Raw genomic sequence first — 17,113 nt, 5'->3', positions numbered from 1 at the left:
GTAGTAGTATATCATAATTTACAATTTCAAAAGTCAAAAACAACCCGAGTTCGTAGTTCTTTGTGACTAAAACCCGGGTTGTCCTTGTTAAAGCATGCAAGATGCCTATAGATTCTCTTAGAGACTATCGTTATCCTTGCGTTTTCTAAGCACAAAGGTCAAAGCTCCAAGAATGATACCAACGATAGCATACACCCCGTTTTCATTAGTACCTGTTTTCGGAAGAATTGGTCCTGAAGAAGGTGGCGGTGTTGGTTCTGTTGGTGGAGTTGGTGGAGTTGGCAAGTCACCTTTTGGTTTATCAGGTGTTGCCGGTGGTGGCGGTGTCTCATTCTTAGGCGGTACTACAGTTACCTTGTTTGTCTTCTTAGTAAGATTATCACTTGGGTCATGATTGAATTGTACTGTTGCAGTATTATCAATACCCTTAGTAAAGTGATCAATCGTCAAGGCATTCACATCTGTGATGCTTGAGTAAATAATCACATTTACGGTATAACCTTTCAAGGCTTCCATAGTATATTCATCCGTAAAGTCAACCGTTACAAATTGTCCGTCTACTTTAATGGTTCCACCTAGAGCAGCAATTGCTTCCGCTGTCAATTCACCTTTGTCATTGACTTTAGCCAATTGTTCCACACGTTCTTGAACTTTAGCTTGTTTTTCTTTCGCTTCATCAAGAACTTTTTGTTTTGCAGCTACAACTTTTTCTTGATTATCAGCTTCAACTTTCACTTCGGAAGGAGTTTTTGCTTTGGCCAAGACTTCTTGTGCTGCTTGTACTCTTTGTTTTGCAGCCTCCAATTTAGCTTGGAGTTCTGCTATAACTACCTCTTGTGCAGCGATTTCTGAAGAATGATCAGTAGCAATCACATCTACCGGATTGGCTGCCGATACTTCTGTGGATGAGGAGGACTCTGTTGTCGCTGATGTTGCTGACGTCTTAAGTTCTGTCAGCTTAGCTTGAGCCTCAGCTAATTCAGTCTCTAGTCTTGCAACTACTTTCTGCGCCTCTGAAAGAGCTGCCGCACTAGCTTCTGTTTGGCTAGATTTCTTAATTTCTTCCAACTTAGCTTTTTCAGCATCAAGTTCTGCTTGTGCTTTTTCTACATCTTCATCAATATAATTTGCATTTGATGTCGGTGCATTTGTTAGTTTCACAGCTACTTTAGCTTTGTCCACAGTGAATAGCGGATCCAATTGATCGGTGATAGTGATGCTTGTTAGATTCAACCGTCTGTCTTCAGCTTCGTCCATTGGAACAACTGATTTAATGTCAAAGCGGAACGATTCCGTTGCTTGTAGAAGAGCCAGATAATTTGTTTGTTCCAAGCCCTCTACACGACTAACTGTCTTCACAGGTGTTCCTGGTTGTGGAGGATTCACCGGTGGAGTTGGTGGGGTATCAGGTGTCGGCGGAGTCACTGTTACTGGAGTAGTATCTTTGCGTTTCTTCACTCCATTGCTATCTGTAAACTCAAGGCTAGCAGTATTTGGAATGCTTGCAACATTATTTGTCACATAAGCAGTCAAATCAGCATCAGACTTGATATAAGCAGGAATGTAAAGTTGGATTTGTTTAAATCCAGCAAGTTTTGCAAAATCTACAACAGTTGCTACAACACGGTTCCCTTCAACCGTTACCTTAACTGCATCAGTTGCATAACCATCCACATAGGCAACCACATCTCCATTGATTGCAAGTACAGACTCAAGAGTATCTGTTATTACAAATTCACGATACGTAGCAATATCTTGTGGAAGGTTCGCCGTTACATTGTACATGTACGATTTATTAACTTCCACATTAAGATGTGTCAAATCACGATTGATTTTCTTATCAATGCCAGGTTCGTTTGGAGTCGGTGGATAAACCGGAACAGTATTCGAATCCTTCTTCGTTGCTGGGTCATTGTTGACAATATAGTTTGCAGTATTTGGAATACTTGTCTTACCGTTTGTCATATATGGTGTCAAATCAACACCATCCTTGACCTTCGCAGAAAATTCGATATGAAGCGGTTTGCCAGCCTGTTCTCGAACTTGTTGTTTCGTCAATTTAACGGTGACGGTCTGTCCGTCAATAGAAATTTGACTTTGTGCGATTGATTTACCTGATAAGGTTGCAGTCACAGCGCCTTCAAACGTCAAAACATCTTTTAATGTATCACTTACTTCAAAGGCAAAAGCCCCAGTCGGAACAATTGTATCAATTGTGTAAGTAAATACTTCTTGACGACTAGCTAGATCTGCACTTTCTGCACCATTTACTTTTTTCTCAATCGGAGGTGTATTTGGTGTTGGTGGAGTGACCGTTACAGGTTTCGTTTCTTTCTCACCAACTTGTCCCGCTTTATTCGTAAACTCTACTTTCGCGGTATTTGGAATAGCTTGACGTGTCACACCTTCGCGGATTTGAGAAACAATAACGAGTTCAACCTTCTTGCCTGCCAAGTCTTTGGCATTCTTGAAGTCTTTCATCGTAGCTGTAACAGTCTGTCCATCTACTTTCACATCAAAGAATTTCGCTGCTTCGCCGGTGATAGTTGGTGTACCTTGAACAGCAAGGTCTTTATCCAATACATCGACAATCGCAAATTTCTTATAACTTGTAATGTCAACCGGTAGAGTTGTTGTGATGTTATAAGTATAATCTTTTTCAGTATCTACATCCAAATGATCAAGCGTATTGTTAATCTTCTTCTCAACCGTTGGATCTTCACCTGGTGGTGTGACAGTGACTGGAGGGGTCGGTGGAGTCTCGCTATCTGGAGTGCCATCTACATGTGATTTGTTCTGGTAAGTCACTTTCGCAGTATTTGGAATAGCTTGACGTGTCACACCTTCGCGGATTTGAGAAACAATAACGAGTTCAACCTTCTTACCTGCCAAGTCTTTGGCATTCTTGAAGTCTTTCATCGTAGCTGTAACAGTCTGTCCATCGACTTTCACATCAAAGAATTTCGCTGCTTCACCGGTGATAGTTGGTGTACCTTGAACAGCAAGGTCTTTATCCAATACATCGACAATCGCAAATTTCTTATAACTTGTAATGTCAACCGGTAGGGTTGTTGTGATGTTATAAGTATAATCTTTTTCAGTGTCTACATCCAAATGATCAAGCGTATTGTTAATCTTCTTCTCAACCGTTGGATCTTCACCTGGTGGTGTTACGGTAACTGGAGGGGTCGGTGGAGTCGTTGTTGTATCACCTGGCTCACCACCTACTTTCACTTTGTTCGTGTAAGTAATAGTAGTTTGGTTAGGGATAGCCTGACGTGTCACACCTTCACGGATTTGAGAAACGATAACGAGTTCAACCTCTTTACCTGCGTATGCTTTCGCCGCATTGAAGTCGGTGATTGTTGCACGGACTTTCTGACCGTCTACAGTAACTTTGAAGAACTTAGCCGCATCATCTTTGATGATTGGTGTACCTTGTACTTCAAGATCCTTATCCAAGTCATCGTTAATCACAAAGGTCTTGTAAGAAGCAATATCACTTGGAAGAACGGTCTTGATGTTGTAATTGTAGTTTGTCTTCGTCGCTGTATCCAAGTGATCAAGTGTTTCATTGATCTTCTTAGTAACAGGAGGAGGAGTTACTGTCACAGGTGGTGTTGGTGGGGTCTCGCTATCTGGAGTTCCGTCCACATGTGATTTGTTTCGGTATGTCACTTTTGCAGTGTTGTCAATCTTAGGAGCCTTGCTCGTTGACTTCACTTGTGCTGTAATCACCAATTCAACCTTCTTACCAGTTAAGGCAGCTGCATTTTCAAAGTTCTTCATGGTTGCAGTGACTTTTTGACCAGCTACTTTAACATCGAAGAACTGAGTCATATCAACACCATCAATCTTAGCCATCACTGGTGTACCTTGGATTGCTAGGTTTTCATCCAGTTCATCGACAATCGCATAAGCTTTGTAGCGTGTGATGTCAACTGGTAGAAGTGATGTGATGTTGTAGGTGTAGTTCGACTCTGGTAGAACAGTCGCTTCTGTCAAGTCTTTGTTAATCTTCTTCTCAACAGTCGGTGTCTCACCTGGTGGTGTTACGGTGACTGGAGGGGTCGGTGGAGTCGTTGTTGTATCACCTGGCTCACCACCTGCTTTCACTTTGTTCGTGTAAGTAATAGTAGTTTGGTTAGGGATAGCCTGACGTGTCACACCTTCACGGATTTGAGAAACGATAACGAGTTCAACTTCTTTACCTGCGTATGCTTTCGCCGCATTGAAGTCGGTGATTGTTGCACGGACTTTCTGACCGTCTACAGTAACTTTGAAGAACTTAGCCGCATCACCTTTGATGATTGGTGTGCCTTGTACTTCAAGATCCTTATCCAAGTCATCGTTAATCACAAAGGTCTTGTAAGAAGCAATATCACTTGGAAGAACGGTCTTGATGTTGTAATTGTAGTTTGTCTTCGTCGCTGTATCCAAGTGATCAAGAGTTTCATTGATTTTCTTAGTAACAGGAGGAGGAGTTACTGTCACAGGTGGTGTTGGTGGGGTCTCGCTATCTGGAGTTCCGTCCACATGTGATTTGTTTTGGTATGTCACTTTTGCAGTGTTGTCAATCTTAGGAGCCTTGCTCGTTGACTTCACTTGTGCTGTAATCACCAATTCGACCTTCTTACCAGCTAGGGCAGCTGCATCTTTGAAGTTCTTCATGGTTGCAGTGACTTTTTGACCAGCTACTTTAACATCGAAGAACTGAGTCATATCAACACCGTCAATCTCAGCCATCACTGGTGTACCTTGGATTGCTAGGTTTTCATCCAACTCATCGACAATCACATAAGCTTTGTAGCGTGTGATGTCAACTGGTAGAAGTGAGGTGATGTTGTAGGTGTAGTTCGACTCTGGTAGAACAGTCGCTTCTGTCAAGTCTTTGTTAATTTTCTTCTCAACAGTCGGTGTCTCACCTGGTGGTGTTACGGTGACTGGAGGGGTATCTTTTTTACTATCCGGTGTACCAGCCGCATGTGTCCTATTCTGATAGGTTATACGTGCAATGTTAGGGATATTTTGTGTAGTTACCCCCTTACGAATCTGAGATACAATAACAAGCTCAACTTCTTTACCTGCTAATTCCTGAGCAGTTACAAAGTTTTTCATTGTTGCAGTAACAAGTTGTCCTTCTACTTTTACATCGAAGAACTGAGCTGCAGGTCCAGAAATAACTGGCTTGCCTTGAACAGCTAACTCAGCGTCCAACTCATCACTGATAACAAATTTCTTGTATGTTGTAATGTCCGCAGGCAACTTAGTCTTAATGTTATAAGTATAGTTTGTTGCTGTTTCAGTATCCAAGTGTTCCAACTTATCATTGATTTTCTTGGTAACCGTAGGATCCTCACTCGGAGGTGTAACTGGAACATTATTAGAATCTTTCTTTTGATCTGGCTTATCGCCTACTGTCAGAGTAGCTTTGTTTGGAATAGAGCCTTCCTGATTATCAGCTGTAATGTATTTTGCCAGCTCAAAGCTTTGTACACCTTCTTTAATACGAGCTTTAATCGTCAGAACAACAGTTTTACCTGCATACTTAGAAATTTCATTGGTTGGAAGAGCTGCTGTTACTTTACCACTGTCTGCATTAGCATCTTTCGGGCTGGTAACTGTCATTCCCTTATCTAAGGTAGCATCACCAACTGTCACACCGGTTTCAGTGATTGTTAGAATATCTTCTAAGTCATCACTTAGCTCAAACTTCGTAAAGCCAGCAGTATTTTTTGGAACTTCTGCTGTTACCTTATAGGTAAATACTTCATCAAGGTTTGATAGTTTTTCAGCTTGCTTATCATTGACTGTTTTCTTAGGTGTCGGTGTCTCACCTGGAGGGGTTACAGTGACTGGCTCTGTTTCCTTCTTGGTTGTAAAGTCATTATTGATAACAAAGTTTGCAGTATTTGGCACCTTAGTCGTACCATTTGCTGTATAGGCTGTTAAATCTGCATTTGCAACAATCTTAGCCTTAAAGGTTACCAAGACTTTTTGACCTTGATATTTCGCCAACTGGTCATCTGTCAAGCTGACTGTTAAGGTTCGATTCTCAATCTTGACAGTTGTGCTATTTGTAACATCTGTCTCGCCAATCTTAACAGTTACACCATTTTTACCATCTTTACCTACAAACTCAAGAACCTCTTTCAATTCGTCGGTAATCACAAAGCTCTTCGCATCTGTCGGAACTTGGGTTTGAATAGTGTACTCAAACTCCTCATCCCGTTTAGTCAAGTCTTCGTGATCTTTATTGTTAACTTTTTTAACAATCGTTGGAGTATCTGGAGTCGGTGGGGTAACCGTTACAGGTCGTGAATCCACTTTCGGGTTATTATCAACACGAATACTTGCGGTATTTGGAACCTTGATGGTATTGCTTGCTTTTTCTAAGTAAGCTATCAAGTTTACATTGGCACGAATCTTAGCCTTAAAGGTTATTAAGACTTTTTGACCTTGATGTTTCGCTAACTGGTCGGCGGTCAAGCTGACTGTCAAGGTTTGATCCTTAACTTCCACAGTTGTTTTATTTGTGACATCTGCTTCATCAATCTTAACAACTACTTCACCCTTACCATCGTTACCGGCAAACTCAAGAACTTCTTTTAGTTCGTCAGTAATCACGAAACTCTTCGCATCTGTCGGAACCTGCGTTTCAATGCTATATTCAAACATTTGGTCGCGTTGTCCTAAGGCTTCATGTTCTTTATTATTCACCTTCTTCTCAACTGTTGGTGGGGTTGGAGTCGGTGGAGTAACCGTTACAGGTTGTGAGTTCACTTTAGGGTTATTATCAACGCTAATGCTTGCAGTATTTGGAACCTTGATAGTATCGCTTCCTTCTACCAAGTAGCCTGTCAGGTTGACATTGGCACGGATCTTAGCTTTAAAGGTTACTAAGACTTTTTGACCTTGAAGTTTTGCTAACTGGTCGGCGGTCAAGCTGACTGTTAAGGTTTGATTTTCAGTTTTTACGTCCGTAGTGTTTGTGACTATTGCATCACCAATCTTAACAACTACCTCACCCTTACCATCGTTACCGGCAAACTCAAGAACTTCTTTTAGTTCGTCAGTAATCACGAAACTCTTCGCATCTGTCGGAACCTGTGTTGCGATGCTGTAATCAAATGTTTGATTACGTTGTCCTAAGGTTTCATGTACTTTATCATTTACCTTCTTCTCAACTGTTGGTGGAGTTGGAGGCGGCGGAGTAACTGTTACAGTGTTAGACTCCTTAGGATTGTTATTCAAGGTATATTTTGCCTTGTTCGGAACTTTTATCGTTCCATCCTGAGTATACTTATCTACTGATAAGTTCACATCTCCGCGAATCTTAGCTTTGAAAGTGATGACAATAGCCTTACCAGCATCAGCCGTTAGCTGTTCCTTCGTAAACTTGATACCTAGGTTACGTTCAGATCTTGTGATTGTAACTTTATCAGTTACGGCTGTATCTGCAATTTTAACGACAACATCACCTTGATTGCCAGCAAATTCAAGCACCTCGTCTAGCTCATCCGTGATTTCAAAGGTCTCTGCACCTTTTGGAACAGATGATTTGATAGTGTACTCAAATACTTCATCACGTTTGGTTAAATCCGCATGCTGTTTTGCATTGACTTGCTTTTCAATTAGCGGTGGAGGAGTCACAACAACTGGTGGAGTCGGTGGAGTTTCTTTTTCGCCACCACTCGTTGGAGTTTCATATACAATCTTAGAAGTATTTGGAATTTCTTCGACTGAAGTGCCATCCTTGATTTTAGCTGGGATGACTAACTCAACCATTTCTCCACCTGTCAAGGTAGAAAGACTTGTAGCTTTAGCTGTTGCTGTAACTGTGTTCGTTGCTGCATCATGGGTTACATCAAAATGCTGAGCATATGGCTCTTTCACATATGGCGCTGGACTATTGGTCAATTCAAGACGACTGTCCAATTTATCTGTAATCTTATAAGACTTATAGCTCTTAATATCTCTAGGAAGTTTTGTCTGAATGTTGAACTCAAATGCTTCGCTGCTCTTTGTTGTATGCAGCACATCAAGTGTCGAATTGATTTTCTTACTTGGAGCTGGTTCATCTGGAGTTACGTAAACTGTATTTGACGTTTGTGGTTTTCCATTCAGTTCAACTGTAGCCTTGTTTGGAACTTTGATTTGACCATTTACAACATACTTGGTCAAATCTGCCTTATCCTTAATTCTTGCTTTGATGGTTAACTTGATAACAGCAGGACCTTTATTGCCCCTGTTTGCAGTGGTAATTTGTCGTGAAATTGCACGCGAATTAAAATCTGCTTCTCCTAAATTCAATGTAACCGTCTGACCAGAAGTAACTATTTTTTGTGTCAAGGCATCAACTGCTTTCCCGTTGACTGTAATCTTAGCTTCAAGAACCTCCAACTCATCAACTAATGTATCAGAAAGGATATAGCTTTTCGCAATACCTGGCCAAGCAGATTCTACATTATAGTAGTACTCTTGCGAACGTGTACCAAGGTAAAGTTGGTCTTGATCCTTAACATAGCCCTCACCGATTCCATCCACAGACTGAACATCCTTCTTGATGTCGGTTTCGACAGGAGGCACTACGTAAACTGCATTCGAACGACGAACTGAAGCTCTTGGATCCGTTGGATTATCATCCTCACCATCCCAAATAATCTTACCTTGGTTCAAAATACCGTAACCATCATTCTCTTGAATGAGAGCTTTATAGGCTTCTGGATTATTTTTGTAAGTATAGTCATCTTTGATCTTTGTCTCGATATGGAGAGTATAACGCGCAAATTTGTGCCCGCCATAAAGACCTTCGTTAACATTCGGATTGCTAGTATCACCAGCTTTTGGTGGAATGACTGCATATACAACTGTTTGAGTTTTACCTGTGTAAGGATCTGCGACCTCTTTTGTCTTAACTTCAAAGTTCGTCCGTGCTCCACTAGTGTCTGTCACATAAGCAGACTTATATTCTAGACGATAGTCAAGCTCATCAACCAACATAAAGTTTTTCTTGACATTAAGTGGCAAGTTATTCATACGATAAGTAAGATCATAGCTGAAGTTCTCACTTGCCTCTGTCAAATTCGCAGCATAAGATGGACGAATTGCTCCTTCTGGATACCCCTGAAGTGTACCAATATCATTACTCTTATCTTGATCTGTGATAGTTTTCGTCACATTTGGATAGCAGTACTTAAGATCAGTGACTTCCACACTTGTTGGAATTTTTGAACCAATCATTGCAGTTTCATGCTTTCCAACTTTAAACGTACCTGTAAGTTGCCCAACTGTTACATTTTTCTTACTTGGAACATAGTCATCTGCTGGCTCCTTTTCATCTTCTTCAGAGAGAGTTTCAGGATCTTCAACATGATTCAACTCATAATCAAAATTATTTTCTCCAGGATTGAAAACACTTTCAGGGACAGAAATGGTGACTTTTTGCCCTACTTGCTTGATAGTTCCACGGATTTCTTTAGTCGGATCTTTGACAACATCAACGATCTTTTTCTTGTTGATAGTAACAGATTTAACTGTATAACCTTCCGTTACTGTAAACTCACCCTGAACATCCTCTTTCACAAGAGCCTGTGCTACTGACTTGAGAATCCTATCAGCAAAAGATTTAGGATCAGACTGCTCATTTACATAGTACTTATCGCTTGTCGCCACAGACCGTAGTGCTTGATGGAATACTTCCTGTACTGTCCGCGTATCACCTGTATCAACACCTGTATTTCCAAAGCCTTCTAAATAAGTGGTTCCATACTGAGATCCCTTGGTGAAACCAGCCACTTCCTCCCAAAAACCAACTACTACTGCACCATCATTTTGTGTATTTCCATCATCAGATTTTACTAATTCTTTAAGCTTAGTTCCAGCTTCTTCCAGTTCTTTAGCACGTGCAAGATAGTTTTGAGAGGCCTCAGGAATATAGCGTTCTGATCCTTCAACTCCTCGGCTTTGGAAATATCTTTGTAGTACGTAATCTCTATAATTACTTCTTTCTATAACAACGTTTCCATTTTTACGGACACCATTTGCAACACCATCGGTAACTAACAAGAATACCGTTTTACGGTTATTGCTCATTGTTCCCTTGATTTCATTATACTTAGCGATAGTGTCCTCAATAGCAGGAACTGTAGGTGTACCACCATCAGTCTTGAATGCATCAATAGCGCTATCAATAGCATCTTTATTTGTTAAAAGTGCACTTGAATTGTATTTGTAGACCAAATCAGGATTAGTCTGCCAATTAGTTGACCAATATGAAGTAAAGTTACTATCCGTTGATGGCACCCAGTATCCATAAGGATCATAATAGCCACCTGAGGGAATATCATAAGTATAGCCTCCATCAAGACCTTGGAAGGTGTTAATCATAACACGGTCTGTGGTTTCTGGATTATCTGTAAAAACTAAACGAGGATCATTTTCATTATAGTCCTCTAATTTAACAGGCCTTGTTAATTCCTTCAGAGCTGTTTGCACATGATGGATAGTATCTTTGAAAGAGCCAGATGTATCCTGCAAAATAACCAAGTCAATTGGCTGACGAGGCAGGGTCCATGAAACTTTCTCAGTTGTCTCAATCTTAATAGCACAACCTTCTTGGGTAGCTACAGTATTAGTTCCTACTTTCCCAAGCTCTACAGCTTTGATAAAGACTCCCTTGGTTATGCTAATGCCAAGCGCAACAATCATCACAAAAGATGCTATCCAACTTGTGAGTTTTTTTAGCTTGCTGCGATTTTGTTTCTTATTCATACTATGTATTACGACTTTTTCCTTTTATTTTTTACAAATGTTAAAAGCCCTACCAGTAGAGTCAAGCCTATCACCGCTAAACCTGATGATTGTTCACCAGTTTCTGGCAACACTTTTCCATCAACAACTTTTGTCTTGTTTTTATTTTCAGTTTTTGACTTATTCTCTTTTGCTGTAGCAACTGGCGTAGCTACAGATCTCTTTGTTCCAACCTTAATAACTTTATTAACAGCTGGAGTAGTGATGGTATCACTCTTGACTACACGACCAGTTTCAACACCATCTATCTTAGTAACAGTGTAAACAATCGTACGGACACCTTCCTTACCTTCGGCAGCAACAACTTCTTTGCCTGCCTCAAGGTTTGGATCATTTTCGCGGATTGTTTCAAATGGTACGGGCTTGGTTTCGCTAACTTCTTCTGTCGTTACAACAGGAGAAGTGGTTGTTTTTGTTCCAACCTTGATGACTTTATTAACAGCTGGAGTCGTAACGCTATCGCTCTTAACCACACGACTGGTCTCAACGCCATCTGTCTTCGTCACTGTATAAACAATCGTACGAACACCTTCTTTGCCTTCGGCAGCGACAACTTCTTTGCCTGCCTCAAGGTTTGGATCTTCTTCACGGATTGTTTCAAATGGTACGGGCTTGGTTTCGCTAACTTCTTCTGTCGTTACAACAGGAGAAGTGGTTGTTTTTGTTCCAACCTTGATGACTTTATTGACAGCTGGAGTAGTAATGGTGTCACTCTTGACTACACGACTAGTCTCAACGCCATCTGTCTTCGTCACTGTATAAACAATCGTACGAACACCTTCTTTTCCTTCGGTAGCGACAACTTCTTTGCCTGCCTCAAGGTTTGGATCATTTTCACGAATTGTTTCAAATGGTACAGACTTGGTTTCACTAACTTCTTCTGTCGTTACAACGGGAACTACTGGCTTTTTAGTACCAACCTTGATGACTTTATTAACAGCCGGAGTAGTAATGGTATCACTCTTGACCACACGACCAGTTTCAGTTCCATCCTTCTTCGTCACTGTATAAACAATCGTACGAACGCCATTTTTACCTTCAGTAGCGACAACTTCTTTGCCTGCCTCAAGGTTTGGATCGTTTTCGCGGATTGTTTCAAATGGTACAGACTTGGTTTCACTAACTTCTTCTGTCGTTACAACAGGAACTGCTGGCTTTTTAGTACCAACCTTGATGACTTTATTAACAGCTGGAGTAGTGATGGTATCACTCTTGACCACACGACCAGTTTCAGTTCCATCCTTCTTCGTCACTGTATAAACAATCGTACGAACGCCATTTTTACCTTCAGTAGCGACAACTTCTTTGCCTGCCTCAAGGTTTGGATCATTTTCTCTGATTTCTGTAAACGGTACAACTTCTGTTTTTGTCTCTTCTGTAGTTGTAACAGTTGGTGTAACCTCAGGCTTTTTAGTACCATAAGTTACCACTTGGTTGACTGGTTCCTTCGTTACAACGTTACTTTTTTCAGTACGGTTAGTTTCAACACCATCTGTATATGTTACTGTGTAAATAATTGTGCGAACACCTTTGACACCTGGGGTCGTAATAACTTCCTTTCCTTCTTCCATTGTTACACTTGCAACACGAGTAGTAGTAAAGTCAATATCAACTGTAGTCGTTACATCTTTAGTAGTGATAACTGGTTTAGGTGTCACGTCACCAGTCCCGTTATGACGAGCAAGGAGAGAGTTCCAACGTTTAGCAGAGGCTTGCCCTCTAGCTGTTTTCGAAGTGGCAGTTAGCCAGCGTTCAATATTTTCTTTCTCATCTTCCAAGAAATATTGTGCCTCCTCAGTATTATTTGCATTCAAATATTCTTCAAATTCACTAAGTTTTGCATCTAGTTGGTTTAAAACTTGGAGTTCCCGAGCATCCGGCTCTTCAATATCTTCTGGCGGTGTATCTTCCTCAGCAGCTAACACCTTCACTGAATCCAATAAATTTACATTCTCAAACCATGGCAATGGATTTACTAAACTTGCAATAAGTGCTAGTCCGACTAGTCCTTGGAACTTTTTATTTTTCATAAGTCCCTCTCCTTTTGTTTAATAAAATATTTTATATAAATAAAATACCTAAGATATTGTACCTCTTATGGGACCAAAAGTCAATTAGTTTGATGCATCAAATTTACACAAAGTAAACTTAGATAATCAACTTAATCTATTTACAATCTAATCAAAAATTATTTTCATCTGTATATCGAGTAATTATAGTATGTAGAAAGGCTAATGATAATCTTTGAAAATAACTATTTTACAGATGTCCTCCTTATCGTTTTTCACCCCAATATAGCCAATATGCTTGTCAAGATATGCTTTTCTTTCTATGCCAAAGCTTCTAATAATACTCAGACTCTATTGTGCCATAAAGCCACCACCTAAAAAAGAATTACCTTGTTGTCTACGACAATACCAGTTTCATTTGAGACTTTTATCAATGTGAGTTCCAAGACAAGATCGTTTTTTTTACTCCAATAATTTGACCGTATCCCCAGATAAAGACACGGTCAAAACTTTCCTATTTAATTTTCTTTCTAAAAAAGGATTCGCAAACACAAAAAAGGCACCCGAAGGTGCCTGGGCTAGCCATTAAGCATTGCCACCATTTTTCTTGATAATTTCATCCTGTACAGATTTTGGTACATCTTCGTAGTGGTCAAATACCATCATGAAAGTACCGCGACCTTGTGTAGCCGAACGAAGAACTGTTGCGTAACCAAACATTTCAGCAAGTGGTACATAAGCACGAACGATTTGTGTATTACCACGAGCTTCCATACCGTCAACACGACCACGACGTGCAGTCACGTGACCCATAACGTCACCAAGGTTATCTTCTGGCGCAGTGATGGTTACAAGCATCATTGGCTCAAGGATAGTTGGTTGAGCTGACTTAGCAGCTTCTTTAAGGGCAAGAGATGCTGCCACTTTGAAGGCTGTTTCAGATGAGTCGACATCGTGGTATGAACCATCGTACAGCTTAGCTTTCACGTCAACGATTGGATAACCAGCAAGCACACCATTGGCCATAGATTCTACGAGACCTTTTTCAACCGCAGGGATGAACTCACGTGGAACCACACCGCCGACGATTGCATTCTCGAACTCGAAACCTTTTCCTTCTTCGTTTGGAGTAAATTCAATCCAAACATCACCGAATTGACCTTTACCACCAGACTGGCGTTTGAAGAAACCACGAGCAGAAGTTTGTGCACGGAAGGTTTCACGGTAAGATACTTGAGGAGCACCTACGTTTGCTTCAACCTTAAATTCACGGCGCATACGGTCAACAAGGACATCCAAGTGCAACTCACCCATACCAGAGATAACTGTTTCACCAGTTTCAACGTTTGTTTCAACACGGAATGTTGGATCCTCTTCAGCCAATTTAGAAAGGGCAACACCCATCTTGTCTTGGTCTGCCTTAGACTTAGGCTCAACCATCAATTGGATAACTGGTTCTGGAACGTTGATGGACTCAAGGATAACCTTAGCTTTTTCATCTGTCAATGAGTCACCAGTTGTCGTGTCTTTCAAACCAACCGCAGCTGCGATGTCTCCTGAGTAAACCGTTTCGATTTCTTGACGGCTGTTTGCGTGCATTTGGAGGATACGTCCGATACGCTCACGTTTACCTTTAGAAGTGTTCATCACGTATGAGCCACTGTTGAGGACACCTGAGTACACACGGAAGAATGTCAAACGACCTACGAATGGGTCTGTCATAATCTTGAAGGCAAGAGCTGCAAATGGCTCTTCGTCAGACGCTGGACGCTCTTCTTCTGCGTCTGTGTCTGGATTGATACCCTTGATAGCAGGAATATCAACTGGGCTTGGAAGGTAGTCAATAACCGCATCAAGCATCAATTGAACACCTTTGTTTTTGAAGGCAGAACCACACAATACTGGGAAGAATTCAACGTTGATGGTCGCTTTACGGATACCAGCTTTCAATTCTTCGTTAGTGATTTCTTCACCTTCAAGGTATTTCATCATCAAGTCTTCATCCGTTTCAGCTACTGCTTCAACCAATTTTTCACGGTATTCTTGTGCTTGCTCAAGGTATTCAGCCGGAATATCTTCTTCAAGGATGTCTGTACCAAGGTCATTGGTATAGATTTCAGCTTTCATCTTGATCAAGTCAATGATACCACGGAATTCATCTTCAGAACCGATTGGTAATTGAATTGGATGAGCATTTGCTTGCAAACGATCATGAAGCGTTGATACTGAGTAAAGGAAGTCAGCACCGATTTTATCCATTTTGTTAGCAAATACGATACGTGGAACACCGTATTCAGTCGCCTGACGCCATACTGTTTCAGTTTGTGGCTCAACACCTGATTGTGAGTCAAGGACGGTTACAGCACCATCAAGAACGCGAAGTGAACGTTGTACTTCAATTGTGAAGTCCACGTGTCCTGGTGTGTCGATGATGTTTACACGGTGGTTATTCCATTGTGCTGTTGTCGCAGCAGATGTGATTGTGATACCACGTTCTTGCTCTTGCTCCATCCAGTCCATTTGTGATGCACCTTCGTGAGTTTCACCGATTTTGTGGATTTTACCAGTGTAGTAAAGAATACGCTCAGTTGTCGTCGTTTTACCTGCGTCAACGTGCGCCATGATACCGATATTACGAGTTTTTTCTAATGAAAATTCGCGTGCCATGAGGTTTGTTCTCCTATATTTTTAGTTTTCTATTTTGATTATACCATACTTTAAGAAAAGCGAGTGGGCAAATCCCACCCGCTTGATTGCTTACTAATGGTGTGAAATGGATGAGGTGGAACCACTATCCTAATTGAGTTCGAGCTAAAAGTTCTGGAAAAAAGTTCACTCCTCCTAGGGACCGGCCTAGTTCTTATTTTTCCTTGAACATTCTTAACGCTCTCACATCTTAATTGAACTCGGGCTACAACTCTCTGACAAAAAGAGGAATCTCATTGATTGCACAACAATCTGCTTCGATTCCCTATTTTGGCTAGGAGTTGCTTGACGCCCTCGTATCTTAATTAGTTGAGTTCGGACTAAAAATTCTGGAAAAAAGAGACGCAATTGTTTTGGCTTTAGCCAATTACAAGTGTGGCTACCTTTAGGTGTAAATCTTCCTTGGACCTTAAGGTCCATCGTCTGATTTCCTATTTTTCCTTGAATTTTCTTAACGTCCTCACATCCTATCTTACCAGCGGAAGTGTGCAAATGCACGGTTTGCTTCTGCCATTTTGTGAGTATCTTCACGTTTCTTAACAGCTGCACCTGTGTTGTTAGCCGCATCCATGATTTCTTTTGCAAGACGATCAATCATCGTATGCTCACCACGGTTACGTGCAATGGTCACCAACCAACGAAGACCAAGTGTCGTACGACGCTCTGGACGAACTTCAACTGGAACTTGGTAGTTAGAACCACCGACACGGCGTGCGCGTACTTCCAATACAGGCATGATGTTTTCCATCGCTGTTTCAAATACTTCAAGTGCATCGTTGCCAGTTGCTTCTTTGATTTGCTCGAAAGCACCATAAACGATTGATGCAGCTGTACCACGTTTACCATCCAACATAACACGGTTAATCAAACGAGTTACCAATTTTGAGTTATACAATGGATCTGGCAATACTTCGCGCTTAGGCGCTTGATTTTTACGACTCATTTATATTTCCCCCTTCTTAGCCTTTTGGACGTTTTGTACCGTATTTAGAACGGCCTTGCTTACGATCGTTAACACCTGCAGTATCAAGTGCACCACGAACGATATGGTAACGTACCCCTGGAAGGTCCTTTACACGTCCACCACGGAGAAGAACAACACTGTGCTCTTGCAAATTGTGGCCGATACCTGGGATGTAGGCAGTCACTTCAATCAAGTTGCTCAAACGCACACGAGCGAATTTACGAAGGGCTGAGTTAGGTTTTTTAGGTGTCATTGTTCCGACACGAGTTGCAACGCCACGTTTTTGTGGTGATGAAACGTTTGTTTGAACTTTTTTACGGCTGTTATAACCAACGTTCAAAGCTGGTGATTTAGATTTTTCTACTTTAGACTTACGTGGTTTGCGTACCAACTGGTTAATTGTAGGCATCTACATTCTCCTGTATATATTTTTTATTTTTGGTGACAGAGCATTGGTGACAACCTCTATCTGTGTGTACTTTTGCAACATTTGTCAGCACGTCCCTGTACACTCTTGAGAGACCAAAAGTAAAAAGTACCGTCTAACATAATACCACATCCCGTGGGTCTTGTCAAACAAATTTTATCAAAAAAACACAGCCTTGTGACTGTGCTTTCGTGT

5 protein-coding genes are annotated in these 17,113 nt (G+C 41.1%); all 5 read right to left on the bottom strand.

Translation table 11 applies throughout. The annotated features are described in order from the left end of the window. Window positions 1–117: 117 nt before the first annotated feature. The gene (locus tag BZG42_RS00910) at window positions 118–10,773 is read right to left on the bottom strand and encodes an isopeptide-forming domain-containing fimbrial protein (RefSeq protein WP_155995566.1); all 10,656 of its coding nucleotides are present in this window, start codon (window positions 10,771–10,773) and stop codon (window positions 118–120) included. Window positions 10,774–10,781: 8 nt separating this feature from the next. Continuing rightward, the gene (locus tag BZG42_RS00905) at window positions 10,782–12,842 is read right to left on the bottom strand and encodes a G5 domain-containing protein (RefSeq protein ID WP_120171219.1); all 2,061 of its coding nucleotides are present in this window, start codon (window positions 12,840–12,842) and stop codon (window positions 10,782–10,784) included. Between the two features lie 564 nt (window positions 12,843–13,406). After that, window positions 13,407–15,488 carry an elongation factor G gene (gene fusA / locus BZG42_RS00900; RefSeq protein ID WP_024532235.1) on the bottom strand — a complete coding sequence of 694 codons (2,082 nt, stop codon included), beginning with the start codon at window positions 15,486–15,488 and terminating at the stop codon, window positions 13,407–13,409. 511 nt (window positions 15,489–15,999) lie between these two features. Continuing rightward, on the bottom strand, window positions 16,000–16,470 hold the full coding sequence (rpsG, locus tag BZG42_RS00895; protein ID WP_024532236.1) for a 30S ribosomal protein S7: 471 nt from the start codon (window positions 16,468–16,470) through the stop codon (window positions 16,000–16,002). Window positions 16,471–16,486: 16 nt separating this feature from the next. Next, window positions 16,487–16,900 carry a 30S ribosomal protein S12 gene (gene rpsL / locus BZG42_RS00890; RefSeq protein WP_002940030.1) on the bottom strand — a complete coding sequence of 138 codons (414 nt, stop codon included), beginning with the start codon at window positions 16,898–16,900 and terminating at the stop codon, window positions 16,487–16,489. Window positions 16,901–17,113: the final 213 nt, after the last annotated feature.

It is taken from the genome of Streptococcus sp. DAT741 (assembly GCF_009866825.1).
Classification (GTDB): Bacteria; Bacillota; Bacilli; order Lactobacillales; family Streptococcaceae; genus Streptococcus; species Streptococcus ruminantium.
Note: the sequence above shows the minus strand (reverse complement) of the source record. Positions and strands in the feature narration are given on the sequence as shown.

Coding starts and splice junctions, on each gene's coding strand:
- BZG42_RS00910 (WP_155995566.1), bottom strand. CDS start 10,773: ATGAATAAGAAACAAAATCGCAGCAAGCTAAAAAAACTCACAAGTTGG.
- BZG42_RS00905 (WP_120171219.1), bottom strand. CDS start 12,842: ATGAAAAATAAAAAGTTCCAAGGACTAGTCGGACTAGCACTTATTGCA.
- fusA (WP_024532235.1), bottom strand. CDS start 15,488: ATGGCACGCGAATTTTCATTAGAAAAAACTCGTAATATCGGTATCATG.
- rpsG (WP_024532236.1), bottom strand. CDS start 16,470: ATGAGTCGTAAAAATCAAGCGCCTAAGCGCGAAGTATTGCCAGATCCA.
- rpsL (WP_002940030.1), bottom strand. CDS start 16,900: ATGCCTACAATTAACCAGTTGGTACGCAAACCACGTAAGTCTAAAGTA.